The 18,170-nt window shown below is 41.3% G+C and carries 17 protein-coding genes; 10 read left to right on the top strand and 7 right to left on the bottom strand.

The window, feature by feature from the left end; translation table 11 throughout:
* Positions 1-2: 2 nt before the first annotated feature.
* The 4 genes from IQ211_RS09130 to galE all read right to left on the bottom strand — a co-directional run bounded on the left by IQ211_RS09130 (position 3) and on the right by galE (position 4,135).
* Entirely contained in the window at positions 3-704 is a 702-nt protein-coding gene (locus IQ211_RS09130; protein WP_189758546.1) for an O-methyltransferase, read from the bottom strand.
* An 83-nt stretch (positions 705-787) separates the two neighbouring features.
* Positions 788-1,942 (bottom strand): galactokinase, encoded by a 1,155-nt coding sequence (gene galK / locus IQ211_RS09125; RefSeq protein ID WP_189758547.1) that lies wholly within the window; start codon positions 1,940-1,942, stop codon positions 788-790.
* Between the two features lie 33 nt (positions 1,943-1,975).
* Entirely contained in the window at positions 1,976-3,055 is a 1,080-nt protein-coding gene (locus tag IQ211_RS09120; protein WP_189758548.1) for a UDP-glucose--hexose-1-phosphate uridylyltransferase, read from the bottom strand.
* 60 nt (positions 3,056-3,115) lie between these two features.
* Complete coding sequence (galE, locus tag IQ211_RS09115) at positions 3,116-4,135, bottom strand: UDP-glucose 4-epimerase GalE (protein WP_189758549.1); 1,020 nt, start codon at positions 4,133-4,135, stop codon at positions 3,116-3,118.
* A 358-nt stretch (positions 4,136-4,493) separates the two neighbouring features.
* On the opposite strand from galE, the gene IQ211_RS09110 reads away from it, so the two are divergent.
* The 5 genes from IQ211_RS09110 to IQ211_RS09090 all read left to right on the top strand — a co-directional run bounded on the left by IQ211_RS09110 (position 4,494) and on the right by IQ211_RS09090 (position 7,061).
* Complete coding sequence (locus tag IQ211_RS09110; protein WP_189758550.1) at positions 4,494-4,748, top strand: type II toxin-antitoxin system RelB/DinJ family antitoxin; 255 nt, start codon at positions 4,494-4,496, stop codon at positions 4,746-4,748.
* Complete coding sequence (locus IQ211_RS09105; RefSeq protein ID WP_189758551.1) at positions 4,738-5,031, top strand: type II toxin-antitoxin system RelE family toxin; 294 nt, start codon at positions 4,738-4,740, stop codon at positions 5,029-5,031. Before IQ211_RS09110 ends, IQ211_RS09105 begins: the two co-directional genes overlap by 11 nt.
* 343 nt (positions 5,032-5,374) lie before the next feature.
* On the top strand, positions 5,375-6,130 hold the full coding sequence (locus IQ211_RS09100) for a 4'-phosphopantetheinyl transferase family protein (RefSeq protein ID WP_223281587.1): 756 nt from the start codon (positions 5,375-5,377) through the stop codon (positions 6,128-6,130).
* A gap of 82 nt (positions 6,131-6,212) precedes the next feature.
* Entirely contained in the window at positions 6,213-6,584 is a 372-nt protein-coding gene (locus tag IQ211_RS09095; protein WP_189758553.1) for a type II toxin-antitoxin system HigB family toxin, read from the top strand.
* A 3-nt stretch (positions 6,585-6,587) separates the two neighbouring features.
* A complete protein-coding gene (locus tag IQ211_RS09090; RefSeq protein ID WP_223281588.1) occupies positions 6,588-7,061 on the top strand; it encodes a helix-turn-helix domain-containing protein in 474 nt (157 codons plus the stop codon).
* Between the two features lie 282 nt (positions 7,062-7,343).
* On the opposite strand, the gene speB is transcribed toward IQ211_RS09090, so the two are convergent.
* A complete protein-coding gene (gene speB / locus IQ211_RS09085) occupies positions 7,344-8,270 on the bottom strand; it encodes an agmatinase (RefSeq protein ID WP_189758554.1) in 927 nt (308 codons plus the stop codon).
* Between the two features lie 524 nt (positions 8,271-8,794).
* On the opposite strand from speB, the gene IQ211_RS09080 reads away from it, so the two are divergent.
* Positions 8,795-8,977 carry a hypothetical protein gene (locus IQ211_RS09080; protein ID WP_193836350.1) on the top strand — a complete coding sequence of 61 codons (183 nt, stop codon included), beginning with the start codon at positions 8,795-8,797 and terminating at the stop codon, positions 8,975-8,977.
* Between the two features lie 260 nt (positions 8,978-9,237).
* Here the strand turns inward: IQ211_RS09080 and speA are convergent, their stop codons facing one another.
* Positions 9,238-11,142 (bottom strand): biosynthetic arginine decarboxylase, encoded by a 1,905-nt coding sequence (gene speA / locus IQ211_RS09075; RefSeq protein WP_189758556.1) that lies wholly within the window; start codon positions 11,140-11,142, stop codon positions 9,238-9,240.
* A 660-nt stretch (positions 11,143-11,802) separates the two neighbouring features.
* Between speA and metK the strand changes: the two genes are divergently transcribed.
* On the top strand, positions 11,803-12,957 hold the full coding sequence (gene metK / locus IQ211_RS09070) for a methionine adenosyltransferase (RefSeq protein WP_189758557.1): 1,155 nt from the start codon (positions 11,803-11,805) through the stop codon (positions 12,955-12,957).
* Between the two features lie 73 nt (positions 12,958-13,030).
* On the top strand, positions 13,031-13,537 hold the full coding sequence (locus IQ211_RS09065; RefSeq protein WP_189758558.1) for a SprT family zinc-dependent metalloprotease: 507 nt from the start codon (positions 13,031-13,033) through the stop codon (positions 13,535-13,537).
* 195 nt (positions 13,538-13,732) lie between these two features.
* Here the strand turns inward: IQ211_RS09065 and IQ211_RS09060 are convergent, their stop codons facing one another.
* Positions 13,733-14,080 (bottom strand): DUF6694 family lipoprotein, encoded by a 348-nt coding sequence (locus tag IQ211_RS09060; protein WP_189758559.1) that lies wholly within the window; start codon positions 14,078-14,080, stop codon positions 13,733-13,735.
* A 743-nt stretch (positions 14,081-14,823) separates the two neighbouring features.
* On the opposite strand from IQ211_RS09060, the gene IQ211_RS09055 reads away from it, so the two are divergent.
* Positions 14,824-15,960, top strand: a complete 1,137-nt coding sequence (locus tag IQ211_RS09055) for an ABC transporter substrate-binding protein (protein ID WP_189758560.1) — start codon at positions 14,824-14,826, stop codon at positions 15,958-15,960.
* 498 nt (positions 15,961-16,458) lie between these two features.
* Positions 16,459-17,760, top strand: coding sequence for a dicarboxylate/amino acid:cation symporter (locus tag IQ211_RS09050; protein WP_189758561.1), 1,302 nt, complete (start codon positions 16,459-16,461; stop codon positions 17,758-17,760).
* Positions 17,761-18,170 lie beyond the last annotated feature (410 nt).

Genomic DNA, 18,170 nt, shown 5'->3' with positions numbered 1-18,170 from the left:
AACTATCGTGAAATTTCTCTATCCGTATTGATCCGTAATAATGCAAACCCGTCCCAACCTTTTTCCCCCACAGTCTGTAAAGCCGTTACCGTCAGTTCAGGATAGTTGGACATTCTATCCAGTGCCTGACGCACACCTTCGACAGCTTCACTCCGCTGCTCATGTATAATTGCACCTTCGCGGATGGCATTGTCCATGATGATAATGCTTCCCTGACGCCCCAACTTGACAGCCCAATCCAGGTACAACGAACTACTTTGTTTATCGGCATCAATAAAAATCAAATCAAAGGGCGCTTCCGAACTGAGCGTCTGTAAGGTTTCACTGGCCTCTCCCACAATAATTTTGATTTTGTCGGCAAGCTGTGCGCTTTCGATATTGTGCTGAGCCACCTCAGCTACATGGGGATCTTTTTCCAACGTGAACAGTATTCCATCATCAGGCAATCCTTTTGCCATATATTGGGCGCTATATCCTCCCAATGTGCCAATTTCGAGAATACGTCTTGCACCACTAATTTGTACCATCATCATCAAAAACTGCCCTTGCAGCGCAGAAACATTAATAGCTGGCAATCCTTGATCGGACATATGTTCAAGTGTTTGTTCAAGGTGTGAGGATTGAGGTAACAGGGTTTGTTTAAGGTAGTCGTCAACTTCTGTCCACTGTTGCTGGAGTACTGCTAACTGTGCATCGGAACTCATGATCATACTCCTTTCATTGTTAAGGTTAGGTATTGGTTGAGCATATCATTTAGAAAAAATGTTTTCGACGCGCCTTCTTTTACTTATTCCAATTGGCCGCCACCTTTTGTGGCCTGACAAAGATAAATATCCGCTTTTAACCCTGTTTTATTCTTATATTGTTGTTCAATCGCCTTTTCCACATTTTTCACCAAATCAGGGGGAACCAACGCCACCACACAACCGCCAAAACCGCCTCCTGTCATACGGACACCACCATGATCGCCAATCACGTCTTTGACTATTTCCACCAGCGCATCTATTTCACGGACAGTAATTTCAAAATCATCACGCATGGAAATATGCGATGCAGCCATCAGCTGACCAAGACGAAACAAATCACCGGCACTCAAAGCATCAGCCGCCAATTTAGTCCGCAAATTTTCACTGATCACATGGCGAGCCCGTTTGACAAGCAATGTATCGAGCAACGCTTGTTTAGTATTGAACTCCTCAAGCGTGATATCACACAACATGTTCACGCCCAACAAATGGGCGGCTTCTTCACATTGCTGCCTGCGCATATTGTATTCGCTATCCACCAACCCCCGTGGTTTATTGGAATTGATGATCATCACAACCACGTTATCAGGCATACGTACAGATTGCGTAGCCAACGTGAAGCAGTCGATCAACAAGGCGTGATTTTCTTTCCCACAAGCAGAGATTAACTGATCCATGATGCCAGAATTGCAACCAACAAACTGGTTTTCTGCTTGCTGCCCACTCAATGCAATCTTTTTGGGACTAATATCAAGCTGATAAAGCGCTTTAATGGCTTGTCCAACCACGACTTCCAATGCCGCAGATGAACTCAAACCCGCACCTTGTGGAATATTGCCACTAATAGCAAGATCCATTCCTCCAAATGCATAACCACTCGCCACCAGAGCATTCATCACACCCCGGATGTAATTCGCCCACATTTTTTCTGGCAGAAAGAGAATTGGCTGGCCAAGATCAAATTCATCACACTGATTATGATAATCAACCGCTATCACCCTGACACGCCTATCTCCACGCTTCGCGGCGGCAACCACTGTCTGAAAATTAATTGCGCAAGGTAAAACTAAACCACCGTTGTAATCCGTATGCTCCCCGATAAGATTCACACGCCCCGGTGCCTGAAAAAAGTGCGTTGGCGAAGAGTTAAAGTACGCATTAAAAGATTCCGTGACGTTTTGGATTAACGTTTTCATCTCTTTTCCCCCAGAAACGTTTCTTAACGGAAATCAGCGTACCTTAAAATGAATGTCGCTGACATTCCGTAACCGCTGGGCGGCCTGTTCTGGCGTCAAATCACGCTGAGCTTCCGCCAACATTTCATAACCCACCATAAACTTACGGACGCTGGATGACCGTAATAACGGCGGATAAAACAGTGCATGTAATTGCCAGTGATCAATATTGTGTTTTTGTGATTTAAGATTGGTATCGCGTTGATGCTCGAAGAAGGGTGCAAAATGCCAGCCCATTGAATAGGGAAAAGCGCATTGAAACAGATTATCATAGCGACTGGTCAATTTTTTAATCGCCACCGCCAGGTCATCACGTTGTGCCTCTGTCAGTTCATTCATGCGACGGATATGACTTTTCGGCAACAGCATAGTTTCAAATGGCCATACCGCCCAATAAGGTACAACCGCAAGCCAATATTCGGTTTCCACGACCGTACGTGCACCATCTTTGCGCTCAGCATCAATATAATCCATCAATAAGTTAGTTCCTTGCTGGCAATAATATTGCCGCAACCGTTCATCTTTACGAGCCAGCTCATCAGGCAGGAAATCACTGGCCCAAATCTGCCCATGAGGATGAGGCTGGGAACACCCCATCATTTCGCCTTTATTCTCAAAAACCTGAATCCAAATATAACGCTGGCTCAATTCTTCAATCTGCGCATTCCATGCATCAATGACACGGCGGATTTGCTCCAATGGTAGCTCTGGCAATGTTTTGCTGTGATCAGGAGAAAAACAGAGTACCCGACAAACACCACTTACTGGCTCAATTTTAAATAATGGATTATCGGTAGGATGAATATCAAAGCGTTCCGGTAACAAGGCAGAATAATCATTCTGGAATAGATAGACATCCTGATAATCTGGATTGATATTACCTGAAGCGCGGGTATTGTTCGGGCATAAAAAACAGTGTTCATCGTAACTTGGCAAGACGACGTGGAGAGGTTTTTCATCAATTCCGCTCCACGGTCGTTCTGTTCGGTGTGGTGAAACAATAATCCATTTATCCGTCAAAGGATTGTATCGCCTGTGTGGACAATCAACAGTATTGAATCGTATCTTTGGCATATTGGATACCCCTTACTTTCACCACACAAACCTTACAGAAAGCCAAACGTTTGTTGTTGCTTACTTCGCTTTATAGCCATTGGGATTTTGAGATTGCCAACGCCAGGCATCCGCAGTCATTTCCACGATAGTGCGATTTGCTTTCCAGCCCAACTCTCGCTCGGCTTTCTCCGGGCTTGACCAACATTCGGCAATATCTCCCGGACGACGTGGACAAATTTCATAAGGAACTGGTTTACCGCAAGCATTACTGAAAGCCTCTACCATTTCCAATACGCTGGTACCTTTTCCAGTCCCTAAATTGTAGATATGCAATCCCGCTTTTTTACCAACGGCATTGAGGGCCGCGATATGCCCATCAGCCAAATCCATCACATGGATATAATCGCGAACGCCAGTGCCATCGGCTGTTGGATAATCATTGCCATACACGGACAGTTTCTCCCGACGGCCTACCGCAACCTGGGCAATATAAGGCATCAAATTATTGGGGATCCCCTGAGGATCTTCCCCCATCGTGCCAGAAGGATGAGCACCAACTGGATTGAAGTAGCGTAACAACACTACAGACCAATCATTTTCTGCATGATGGAAATCAGACAGGCAGCGTTCAACCATATATTTACTGGTGCCATAAGGGTTAGTGGTATTACCTACCGCAGACTGCTCAGTAATAGGCACAACCTCCGGATCACCATATACCGTCGCAGATGAGCTAAAGATAATGCTTTTTACCCCCGCTTTACGCATACTACTCACCAGCACCAGCGTTCCATTGACATTATTATCATAATATTCGATAGGCTTGGCGACTGACTCGCCAACCGCTTTCAAGCCTGCAAAATGAATAACTGACTGAATTTGGTGGCGGGAGAAAATAGCATCAAGGAATGATTCATCACGAATATCCCCTTCATAAAACAGTGGCTGAATCCCCGTCAACGCCTCAATGCGAGCCAAAACTTCACGATTGGCATTGCACAGATTATCGATGATGATCGGCGTCATTCCAGCTTCAATCATTTGAACACAAGTATGGCTACCGATATATCCCATTCCGCCTGTTACTAATATTTCCACAACAACCTCTTTTCAAAAATGGTAACAACGAGGAGTATAAAAAGAGTCACAGCGTTAGTGAACTAATTTTATGTTTTAGCGTTTATTTATAATTATTATTTTTATATAAAAATCAAATAATTAAAGTTTTATTTAACTGTATATTATTCCAGTATTTATTAAAGTCGCTGTTACCTACCTAGTTGTGCAATTCATCAGGCACAGAGCACATTAAAGCGCGAGTATACTTGCTGATTACACCGCCTATGTTTCATGCTCCCGTGCATACGGGGACAAACCATGAATCCAGTAAAAACCATTGCGCCATAGAGGAAATAATGTACAATGCAATACAAATGTAATTACACATGGTGATACTATGAGCACAATTCAGATAAGAGTGGATGAAGAATTGAAAAAGAATGCATACCGTGCATTTGATAAATTGAATCTTTCCCCTTCCGACGCTATGCGGCTTTTTCTACGTTATGTGGCGGAAAATGAAAAACTACCATTTACAGAAATATCCGTAATGGTCTCAGAGCACGATGAAGATGAAGATATTCTGGAAGTGGTACGTGAACGTTTAAAAGATCCCGCTAAACGAATTCGGGTAAATCTTGATGAAATTTAGTATAGATTTCGACGAGCGTGCATTAAAGGAATGGCAAAAACTAGATAAAAGCATCCGTGAGCAGTTTAAAAAGAAATTGAAAAAACTACAAGAAAACCCCTATATCGAATCAGCCAGATTGCATGGCGAATTGGCCGGATGCTTTAAGATAAAACTCCGTTCATCTGGGTATCGCCTCGTCTACCAAGTGATAGATAAAGAAATTGTGATATGGGTAATAGCTGTTGGTAAACGTGATAAATCAAAAAGTTACAAGTCAGCCACTGAGCGTATAGTGCAATGAATTGTGAATTTATAACACATTAACCTATCCCATAAATAAAGACGCGTTACTTAATAGACACTGTCACTAAACTCTGTACACGCCATTATCAAAACTCCGACATACTAAGCTATAACGCTGACCGAGCTTGGGGTACATGAAAGTCTCTCATCGCCGAAGAACAATAGGCTAAAACTCGTCTATTCTGCATATTTATTCTCTGATTTAATCAGCAATACACATTGCTAAGTAACATAAAGGCGGTGGATACTTCTCCACTCCATATTGCTAAGAATATTTTCCATATCGTTTTCTTAGCTTAATTAGCAATCTATCTAATAATCGCAACCGATAATAAAAAACCATGATGAAAAAAATAACTTTTACTTCTATCCTTACCTCTGCTCACACTACTGCCATAAATGATCCTTTTTTTACAGACATACAAGCAGGTGCACTGTCAGAACATCCCGATATTCAAGTCATAAAAACTTATTTTGATCAGTCTTGCTATCGGGATGCGCTATTTGACGAATATGGCATCACCTACCCAAGCCAATTACAAAATGCCGTTAATAAACGACGTGCGGAATATCTGGCTGCCCGTTATTGCACTCAACAAGTTTTAAGCCGTTTAGATTACCCTGCTTTTCAGGTAACCAATGCTCAAGATCGTTCCCCAATCTGGCCTGACAATATTTGTGGTTCAATTTCTCATTCAGCCAGCTGTGCCGTTGCCTTTGCTGCTTCTTGCAATAACTACCGAATAATAGGCGTAGATATCGAGCAGGAGATTAAACCAGATACCATCAAAAGCGTTTCATCTAGCATCATCAATGACAATGAAGTGAAATTACTGACAGAATGTCCATTCCCTTTTGCACAGGTATTCACTCTTGCGTTCTCCCTCAAGGAGAGTCTGTTTAAGGCACTTTATCCCCACGTGAAACGCTTCTTTGATTTCCATGCCGCTGAAATTACGTCAATTGATTACAGAAATGACGCTATAAGCATAAAACTACTGCAAACATTATCTGATGAGTATCGAGCGGGTTCGCAATTCCACGGAAATTTTGCCTTAATGCCGCAGCAACAAGTGTTGACGTATATTGTCCAGTGATATGCTGGGTTTGAAAAAAAGCGCCCCTAAATTTTTTCAAACATTGTAAATATCGCAATTTGCGATATCATAAGGAAGTGATATGCGAGTTATCACAGCAAAGGTCATCATTGAAGCAATGCAAAAACATGCTCAATGGAAGGTAGGCTTAAAACTCTGGTTAGATGTTTTTGATAAAGTGTCTTTACGGTTTGAATCTTATGCTCAACTCCGTGAGTTATGGCTTAAAACATCGACATGGAATGTTGATCGTATACCCCACGAATTACTGGAGGCAGGAAGCCAAAAAGGGCCGTTAGATATTTATATATTTGATATACATAAAAATAAATGCCGCATTATCACATGGCTTAATCCCAGATCAGGCACTTTTTACATTAAAGATGTTTGCCCCCATACCGAATATGATAAATGGTGGCGTAAACAGACTAAATCAAAACGATCAAAAAGGTGAAGCATGAGAAAAACATCACTCGTTACTGATAAAAGGATTGATGGACTCATCGAAATTTTACCCCAAATGATGCAGTCAATATCTGAGCAAATCAGCCCGTTGACACTTTTGTTCTCAGCGTGTATTGAACCTGTAGAAAACGATGACGATCTGAGTGCCCGCATGGCACTGATTGATGAGTTATACTCATATGCTGAAAATACCGAACATGCCGCAGCAAAGTTCGCTGATTTTATCACCGATCGTGTCTATGAGTACGAAGCTAGAAATCGCCAAGTCCCCAATGTTACTCCATGTGAAGCATTGAGTTACTTAATGAAAGAAAGAGGCATAAGGCAGCTTGATCTGCGTGATATTGCAAACCAGAGTGTTATATCAGAGATACTGCATGGAAAACGTTCTATGAACATTGGACAAGTAAAAGGCTTTGCCAAATTCTTTAACGTTCCTGTTGAAACCTTTATGGGTTCAGACTGAGAAAAAACTGTATTTCTAAATAGCGTTTCAAAATGATAGGAGTATTCCTTACCCCGCGCGGGGTAAGGAACGCCAACATCTGATACTCTCAGTATTATGAAAACCTATTTAGAGACACACTCAAATTAAAGGCTCACTTTTAGATGAGCCTTTAAAAACAACTTATACGCATTAAACTTCAAGTTGCAATTTACAACACGATATAAAACGTGATTTCTCCCCCACTTCGCAGGGAGCAATCACACGCATCTTGAAGTAAGATTGGTATATAAGATGAATGCATTAAAGATCTTTCTTTGATGCCTGCAAATACAGTAACTCCAGTCCAATCGTTGCGGCCGCCAATGCCGTAATTTCAGATTGGTCATAAGCCGGTGCCACTTCCACCACATCCATTCCAACAATATTCAATGGTTGCAAAGCGCGCACTATTTTCAATGCCCGATCTGACGTCAATCCACCAATCACTGGCGTTCCTGTACCTGGTGCAAATGCCGGATCAAGGCAATCAATATCGAACGTCAGGTAAATCGGCAAGTCACCAACCACCGTTTTAATCTGCTCAACAATATCATCAACACCACGATCATTAACCTGACCAGCATCTAATACAGTGAAATCATTATTCGTATCGTGTTCAGTGCGAATACCTATTTGTACAGAGTGGTGAGGATCTATCAGCCCTTCATTTGGCGCATGGTAAAACATCGTACCATGATCAAATTGACTGCCATTGGCATAAGTATCTGTATGAGCATCAAAATGGATAAGCGCCATTTTGCCAAAGTGTTTTGCATGAGCACGTAACAGTGGCAAAGTAACAAAGTGATCACCACCAAATGACAACATACGCTTACCTGATGCCAGCACCTTTTCAGCATGTGCCTGCAACTTATTACTCATATCCTGGGCATCACCAAAATTAAATACCAGGTCCCCGCAATCCACCACATTCAGGCGCTTGCGTAAGCTAAAGTTCCACGGCCAACGACAGCTTTCCCACGCCAGATTAGTCGATACCTGACGGATGGCAGCTGGCCCATGGCGGCTTCCTGCACGTCCAGATGTTGCCATATCAAAAGGAATGCCAGTAATTACCCATTCCGCATCACTGGAATAGGGCTGAAAATTCAAAGGAAAACGCAGGAAACCGAAGGCATTTGAAACCAAAGAGTTATCAATTTGGTTTCCTAAGGAGCTAATACTCATGATATATCCTCAAAAGTCCCATGCTGGCTTATTACTCGTCTCCAATGCTGGCAGTAACAAGTAACATAGAGGCTTATTTACACTAGAAGATTAATCTTCCAAATACACGATTATTTAAAATTAAAGTAAAAAAATGTTAGCAATCAATTTATTAAAACTAAATAAACGAATGCGTACACACTCATATACAAACAAGAAAGGTGCCTAACATCCAAGTCCATAGACCAATCCAGAATGAGCATATAGTCATATAGTATTAGACATGTTTTCTGCTTGCTACAACTTACCGTACTGTAAAAGATAAAAAATAATTTGAAGAAGAGTATGACTAATGACAACAATTATTGGATTTATGACCCTAAAGGAAATATAGATACATAATCCTGACAACGCTACGATATGTTCTCTGGTATCTGGGACTACGAACTGAGCTTGCGTAATCTGGAAGGATGATAGTGGTGTTACCCGTCTGGTTCCGCTGATTGTCAAACGTCACCAACGCAGCATTCCCGTGACCGAACGAGATGGATGAAACCTTATATCAAAATCAAAGAAGAATGGCGCGTCTCACCGAACGGTGGATTCGGCTGGCAATACCGTTGACTTTTGCCAGCCGAGGCTTTTTCAACAAAGCTATTCGTCAATATGGACAACTGGAAGTTGTAATCCGCAATAATAACTATACTGCCATGGAATTAACAAAGTGAATATTTTGTTAAATATTGGGTAAAAAATATATACCAATCGCCTTTCAAGATGCGTCTTATATCTCCCCGCGTAACGGGGAGATATAAACAATCACATTGATTTGCAAGCTGCATCTTGAAGTTAGATTGGTATATTATTATTGTAAAAAATGCGAGTGGTATCAGGATAAATAACAGAAAAATAGTCATTCAAAATCAAGTTATTATACAAAACACATGACCAAGAATGACTATTAATACAGGTTAATGGCTAATCAGGATTACTCATCTTCCAAATAGGTGTAGCCATACAGACCACTTTCAAACTCCTGCAAGAATTGTTCCTGCAAATTGTCATCCAGATCCGTCGATTTCACTTGATCACGGAAACGAGTCAATAGTACCTGTGGTTCCAGTTTGACATATTGAAGCATATTGGCGACAGAATCCCCTTCCTCGCTTTGCTTATAAGTTGCTGCGCCATTTTCTGCAACATAAACATCAATGGCAGCCGTATCACCAAACAAGTTATGCATGTTACCCAAAATTTCCTGATAAGCTCCGACCATAAAGAAACCAATCAATGGCGGAGTTTCTGGATCATAAGCTGGCATTGGCATCGTTGTTGCCACACCATCGCCATCAACATAGTGATCAATCGTACCGTCAGAATCGCAGGTAATGTCCAACAAAACAGCACGGCGATCCAGCGGCTTATCCAAACCTTCAATCGGCAAAACAGGGAAAAGTTGATCAATCCCCCACGCATCTGGCATTGATTGGAACAGTGAGAAATTCACATAGAATTTATCTGCCATACGTTCCTGTAATTCATCAATAATCGGACGATGGGCGCGGTTGCTTGGATCAAGATCTTGCTGAATATGGCGACAAATATTTAAATACAGCTCTTCTGCCCATGCACGTTCTGACAGATCCAACATACCATGTGCATATTGGGTATGAACGTCGTGCAGATCAAACTGGCTGTCATGCAACCATTCACGCAGGGAACGACGGCTACTGTCAGATTGCATCTCCTCCCAGGTTTCCCACAAACTAGTCAGAGGACGCGTCGCACCTTCTGCCGGTGGCGTTGTCTGAGTAAATTCATTGCGCTCTACTCCAATCACATTGGAAACCAAAACAGTATGATGGGCGGTCAACGCACGGCCAGACTCCGTGATCACAGTAGGATGAGGCAAACCGTGTTCTTCACACGCATCACCAATACCCCAAATAACGTTATTGGCGTATTCATTTAGACCGTAGTTAACTGAGCATTCTGACTGGGAACGTGTTCCTTCATAATCGACACCTAACCCCCCACCAACATCAAAGCACTGGATCTTGACGCCTAATTTGGACAACTCGACATAAAAACGGGCAGACTCACGCACTCCCGTTGCCACATCACGGATATTCGCCAATTGGGAACCTAAGTGGAAATGCAGCAATTGCAAGCTATCCAGCCGCCCTGCTGCACGCAACCTTTCAACCAATTGCAATACCTGTGCGGCAGCCAATCCAAACTTAGATTTTTCGCCGCCACTGGCCTGCCATTTGCCAGAACCCTGGGATGCCAATCGGGCCCGAACGCCCAAACGTGGAATAACATTCAGGCGCTTGGCTTCTTCCAGTACCATCTCAATTTCAGACATTTTCTCGATAACCAGATACACCTTGTGTCCCAGCTTTTCACCGATCAATGCCAGACGGACGTATTCGCGATCCTTATAACCATTACAAACAATCACCGTACCTGTCATACCTGCATGAGCCAGCACTGCCATTAATTCCGCTTTGGAGCCTGCCTCTAATCCGATTGGTTCATCAGCATTTGCCAATGTCTCAATAACGCGGCGATGCTGATTAACCTTAATGGGATAAACCAGGAAGTAATCTCCTTTATACCCATAAGATTCACGTGCACGTTTAAACGCTGCATTTATCGAACGCAAGCGATGTTGCAAGATCTGGGGAAAACAAAACAATGCCGGCAAACGCAATTGTTCTTTTTCTTCCTGAACTTTCTTCACCAGAGTGGCGAGTTCAATTTGAGCTCCCGGTAAATCAGGGTTTGGGCAAACACTGACATTACCCAGATCATTGACATAGTAATAGCCGCCGCCCCAGTATGCGATGTTATAGGTCTGTCGCATTTTGCGAGCGATATTATCATTCATGGCAGTCTCCTTCATGGAGTCGAGGTTTGCCTTCACCTGTAAGTCAATAACCCAAGACACTATTTTATCGTGCGTATCTTGCGCATTAAAAAATGTCAGGGAACAGCATGCTCTTAGATTATAGGAACGTTTAGAGAGTACTAAACAACGAGTTACCGAGTGACTATATAATGATGTCAACCCAACTTATCTGTGGCTTAGATGCGGGTAACATCGAAATGACTGCATATTTAAAAGGAAGGAACAAGATATGGATACATCAATGGCATAATGTGGCTGTTGGCCGTTAACATTCAGCAGACAATGGTTCATAACCCCATTCACCCCCACATGACTTACCTACCGTAAGCCATTTCTCAATTGAGAAGCAGGATACGCGTACATCTCCTGCAAACGCCTGTAACTCCAAGTGCAAAAATGACTTGTGCTACGCGCGCAGTTTATACCTGTAATCCAGCAAAATTGCAAAACGAAATTTATCTAACAGGGGATGAACCCCCATACTTTTTAGATAAGGAAACTAAAATGTCACACTCTGAAAAGTAATTAAAATTAAAAAAACTGGTAACCTTGGGAAGAGTGACTTAAAATAGCCGTCTAGACGGTAATACATCCCAATCCGCCCTTAAACCAAGATTATATTTAAGGTAATAAAATATAATGACTACACATCTTTTTACTTCTGAGTCCGTCTCAGAAGGACATCCAGACAAAATTGCCGATCAGATTTCCGATGCCGTCCTTGATGCAATTTTAAAACAGGATCCTAAAGCTCGCGTGGCCTGCGAAACTTATGTTAAAACAGGCATGGTCATGGTTGGTGGTGAAATCACTACCAGCGCTTGGGTTGATATAGAAGAAATTACTCGCAGTACAGTACGTGAAATCGGCTATACCAGCTCAGATATGGGGTTTGATGCCAACTCATGTGCAGTTATCAGTGCCATTGGTAAACAATCCCCTGATATCAACCAAGGTGTTGATCGTACAGATCCTCTGGAGCAAGGTGCCGGAGATCAGGGTTTGATGTTTGGTTATGCGACCAATGAAACTGATGTTCTCATGCCAGCACCTATCACTTATGCACACCGCTTGGTTGAGCGTCAGGCCGAAGTTCGTAAAAACGGCACCCTGCCGTGGTTGCGCCCTGATGCAAAAAGTCAGGTCACTTTCCAGTATGAGAATGGCAAGATTGTTGGGATTGACGCTGTTGTCCTTTCAACCCAGCACAGCGAAGATATCGATCAAACAGCACTGCATGAAGCCGTGATGGATGAGATCATCAAACCGGTATTGCCAACCGAATGGCTTACTCCGATGACCAAATATTTCATCAACCCAACAGGTCGCTTTGTGATCGGCGGACCAATGGGTGACTGTGGTCTGACTGGTCGTAAGATCATTGTTGATACCTATGGTGGAATGGCTCGTCACGGTGGTGGCGCATTTTCTGGTAAAGATCCCTCCAAAGTTGACCGTTCGGCAGCCTACGCCGCGCGTTACGTTGCTAAAAATATCGTTGCAGCAGGTCTGGCTGATCGCTGTGAAATCCAGGTTTCTTATGCTATCGGTGTTGCAGAGCCAACCTCTATCATGGTGGAAACATTCGGAACAGAGAAAGTGCCAACTTCCACACTGATTCAATTAGTACGTGAATTTTTTGATCTGCGCCCTTACGGCCTGATTAAGATGCTGAATCTGTTACAACCTATTTATCGCGAAACCGCAGCTTACGGTCATTTCGGTCGTGAACAATTCCCGTGGGAAGCAACAGATAAAGCTGAAATTCTGCGCACTGCGGCAGGGTTGAAATAAATGCTTTGCTAAACTATGAAGCCCGCAAATATTGCGGGTTTTTTTATGATCAAAAATAGAATATTCAGCCGTAATGAAATCCGTTAGAGTTCCTCTTTCCTTACGACAAGCGGTGATGCGTACCCTGCGACAAAAATTAACTCAAGCGAGTCATTTTCTACAGCAACGGTTTCCCGAACCTCATATAACCTATCAGCAGCGGGGAACAATTGCAGGCAGCGCCAGACTGCAAGATTGGGAAATCCGCTTGAATCCTGTTTTGTTAATCGAAAATCAGCAGGTATTCATTGATGAAGTTATCCCGCATGAACTGGCTCACCTGTTGGCTTATCATCAATTTGGACACGTTGCCCCACACGGGAAAGAATGGCGCTTTATCATGGAAACGATATTTGACGTCCCTGCCAACCGAACACATCAGTTCCCCGTACATTCTGTACGCAGTAAGACATTCATTTATTATTGTCGTTGTCAACAACATGAACTCACGATAAGGCAACACAACAAAGTCCTCAGGGGGAAAAATTGCTATGTCTGCCGCCAATGTGGCGAAAAACTCACTCCATTGAAATCAACTTAATAAGATATATACCAGTCGCTTTTCAAGATGTGTCTTATATCTCCCGCTACGCGGGGAGATATAAAAAATCACATTTTTGCTTCGTTATATACGCATTAAACTTCAAGTTGCCATTTACAACACGATATGAAACCTGATTTCTCCCCACTTCGCGGAGAGAAATCACACATATCTTGAAGTGAGATTGGTATATCCTCATTTTTTGTTCATGCTGTCCGCTTTAATTTTCTCTGCTTCTTCAATCACTTGATCGGCTGTTTTCCCATTAAGGGTTTGAAAAAATTTCTGTTCTAACTTTTGTATATCTGCATGTTTGATATTTCCATTCTTATACTCCTTAAACAGCTCATCAAAGTCGAGGCTATGCATCATGACAACATTTAATGAGTCATCAAATTGTAATTTTTTATCTTCTGGTAAAGTATCTCTGATTTTCTCAATGGATGTTTTTACAGCGATTTCATTTGTTCCATCAATTTTGAGTTGATTATCACATCCAGCCAATGCAAATCCCAACAAACAAATAGTTAACAATTTTTTCATGATCAGCCCCGCTTATTACCGATAAGATAATAATAGCAAGAATAAGAACATATAAATCATTTTAAAGAAAATTTTTATTATGAAATCAGGAGTATTTATAACTTGATTATTGTTTACTCCATGTTATTAATGGGGGTGGTTTTTTATAATCAGCGTATTATTGAATTCATTTTCTGCGTTACTGAAATACTGCAATAAGGCTATTATTCATTCTTCTTTACCCTTTTTATACGCATTAAACTTCAAGTTGTGATTTACAACACGATATGAAACCTGATTTCTCCCCCGCTTCGCAGGGTGAAATCACACGTATCTTGAAGTGAGATTGGTATACATTGCATGCCCCCGTATTGTCAAAAGGCAGTCCCAACATAACACTTTGTTATTAAATAAAAAAATCACAATTAAATGTTCTCATGTCAGTAAAAGTGTAAAAACAGTTGATTGACTTGAATAATAACCATTATCATCTATTTGAACTGAAATAATGACAGAAATATCAACATTCCTACAGGGTGAAAAAATCTATTTAGCACACATATACGCATTAAACTTCAAGTTGCAATTTACAGCACGATACGAAACCTGATTTTTCCCCGCTTCGCGGGAAGAGATCACTCGCATCCTGAAGTGAGATTGGTATAAGTTTTAAAAAACATAAGAAAGCAGGAATTGATGATAAGTCACTTAACCCTATCTATATATTGATATTCCTTATATAAATTCCAATAAAAGGAGAAACAATGTTTAATATTCATTACCCCATAAAAATTTTTCTGTCCGCATTATTCATATTACTTCCTATATATGCTCAAGCAGAAAACATTACCGTCAAAGATATTATGGGACGTGAAGTAACAGTCAACGCTCCGGTTAAACGCGTCATGCTGGCAGATAGCCGAATGATTATTGCCCTGAATATCTTGCATCCCTCTGACCCATTGAAAGGCATTGCCGCGTGGGATAATGCACTAGAGAAAAAATCGCCCGATCTTGCAACAGCCTATGCAAAGAAATTCCCTCAGCTAAGGAAAATTCCGGTTTTTCCTAATCCCTATACCAGTGATTTCAATATCGAAAAAGCCACGATGTATAAGCCCGATCTGGTTATTTTTGATATTGGATTAAAATCCAAACTGGATAGCAGTAATACAATTAACTTATTGGAAAGAATAGGTATTCCTGTCATTTTCATCGACTTCCGCCAACACCCCCTGTCCAATACGGTTCCCAGCATGAGATTGTTAGGGAAGGTTTTTAAACAAGAAGAAAATGCGAATAAATTCATCCAGTTTTATGAAAATCGCCTATCCATCATTAATAAACGTATTGCGGCATTATCTCCTAAGCAAATTCCTGACGTCTTTATTGAACGCCACGCAGGTATGTTAGGTACTGAAGATTGTTGTAATACCTTTGCCACTAATAGCTTCGGAGAGTTTGTTACTGCCGCAGGTGGCAATAATATGGGGGGTAAATGGTTTTCTGGTATGGGAGGCAAAATTAATGAAGAACAACTCTTGGCGACCAATCCCGATTATTATCTGATGACCGTAGCAAATTGGGATACTGTTCATTCAAACAGCCAGTCTGTCCCATTAGGTTATACCGGAGAGCTGGCAGCATCGGAGAAACGTTTTCAAAAATTGCTCTCTCGTCCCAAGCTAAAGATTTTAAAATCGTACCGTGAAAAGCGTGTTATGGCGATTTATCATCAATACTATGACACTCCATTCAATATTATTGCGGTAGAGGCCATTGCAAAATGGTTACATCCAGATCTTTTCAAAGACATTGATCCCCACGCAGACAATATTTATGTTCACCAAACCCTTACAGCATTAGATGGTAGCGGCCTTTTCTGGATAACCGCAAAATAACTTCTTTCCCACCTGTCTTCGAGTGGGAACTTTTTACTATTATACCAATCGCCTTTCAAGATATGTTTTATATCTCCCCACTACGCGGGGGAGATATAAACAATCATATTGATTTGCAAGTTGCAATTTACAACACGATATGAAACCCGATTTCTCCCCGCTTCGCGGGGAGAAATCACACGCATCTTGAAGTGATATGGGTATATAAGTTTATAAAAAAATACAGTTTTATACTTATTTCTTATATAATGCATTTCTATTTATTTAATAAACAACTCTTGGCTTTACAATCTTGATACTTGTTCACAACAAAAATTCAGAGTAGTTTTAACATCAGATTTATTGTCCCAATAATACCTTCCATAATAATGAGAATTTATCTCATTATTATGGAAGACGTTACTACTTTCCAATCAATGAGAAACGTTAAATTAATTAATAAAAAATAAATAAATCGCCAATATCAATATTAACACCATGGATAAAAACAGGAATCCTATGTCTACAATTCTAAAGAAAAAACCTTTATACCAAATACTCTATGTTCAAGTTATATTTGCCATTTTATTGGGTATCGCCCTTGGTCATTTTTATCCTGATATTGGAACATCGTTAAAACCATTAGGTGATGCATTCATTAAAATTGTGAAAATGATTATTGCACCTGTTATCTTTTTGACAGTAGTCACAGGGATAGCTGGAATGAATAATATAAAAAAGGTTGGGAATGTTGCAGCAAAATCAATGTTATATTTTTTAACATTTTCAACGCTTGCTTTAGTTATTGGATTAATTATCGCCAATATTGTCCGCCCTGGCGATGGCTTAAATATTTCTCCTGCTTCGTTAGACAGCAGCAGGGTGAGCGATTATGTGGAGAAAGCGCATGAATCATCCATTGTTGGCTTTCTTATGAATATCATACCCGATACTGTTGTCAGTCCGCTTGTAAATGGTAATATTCTCCAGGTTCTGTTTATTTCAGTTATTTTTGGTATCGCGTTAGCCGCTACAGGAAAAAAAGGCGAACCTGTTTTAGCATTTTTCCAACACCTCTCAGAACCTATCTTTAAGATGGTAGGAATTTTAATGAAATTAGCGCCGATTGGTGCATTTGGAGCAATGGCCTTTACCATAGGTAAATATGGTATTTCATCGGTCGGGAATTTAATGATGTTAATTGTCACTTTTTATATTACATCATTGCTTTTTATTCTTATTATATTGGGCGCAGTTGCTAAATATAATGGATTTTCTATTATTCAATTAATAAAATATATTAAAGATGAGCTATTGTTAGTTTTGGGAACTTCATCTTCTGAGGCAGCATTACCTGGCTTAATGAAGAAAATGGAAAACCTGGGTTGTGAGAAATCAGTTGTTGGTTTAGTTATTCCAACAGGTTACTCATTTAACCTTGATGGTACTAATATTTATATGACGATGGCTGCCTTGTTTATTGCCCAGGCAACCAACATTGAACTTAGTCTATATGAGCAAATTTCTTTATTATTCGTTGCTATGATAAGTTCAAAAGGTGCGGCAGGTGTAACAGGGGCTGGTTTCATTACACTGGCTGCAACCTTATCGGTTGTACCCAGCGTACCCGTGGCGGGCATGGCGCTTATCTTGGGCATTGACAGATTTATGTCTGAGTGCCGTGCATTGACAAATTTAGTTGGTAATGCTTGTGCCAGCATTGTCGTAGCTCGCTGGGAAAATGCTTTAGATAAAGAAAAAATGCATCAAATATTAAACGGTAACATGCAAAATTCGGTAGAAAAAACACTAAATAAATAAAGTATATTACCTACGATAAATAATAAAACTCACATCCCCCTGTTATAAATGGGGGGAGATATAAAAATCACATTGATTTGCAAGTTGAAACTTGAATCTGGATTGGCATACATTCATTCAAAAACGCAAAAAATAAAAAACAACCCACAATAAATATTCCACCAAAATAAAAAAACATAGGAAAATTGCTCATAAAAACATATAACACATCGTTATTGATTTCAGGACAGACTGTCTCTAAAACACAACACCGACCCACCGAGCCCCTAAAACAGCGGGTAGGCCGCCGAGGGCTGGAAAAAAAAAAAGCGGGGGGGGGGGGGGGGGGGGGAGCCCCGGGGGGGGGGGGGTTTTTTTGTGTTGGGGGGGGGGGGGGGGGGGGGGGGGGGGGGGGGGGGGGGGGGGGGGGG

It is taken from the genome of Xenorhabdus griffiniae, from assembly GCF_015163655.1.
GTDB classification, from domain to species: Bacteria; Pseudomonadota; Gammaproteobacteria; order Enterobacterales; family Enterobacteriaceae; genus Xenorhabdus; species Xenorhabdus griffiniae.
Note: the sequence above shows the minus strand (reverse complement) of the source record. Positions and strands in the feature narration are given on the sequence as shown.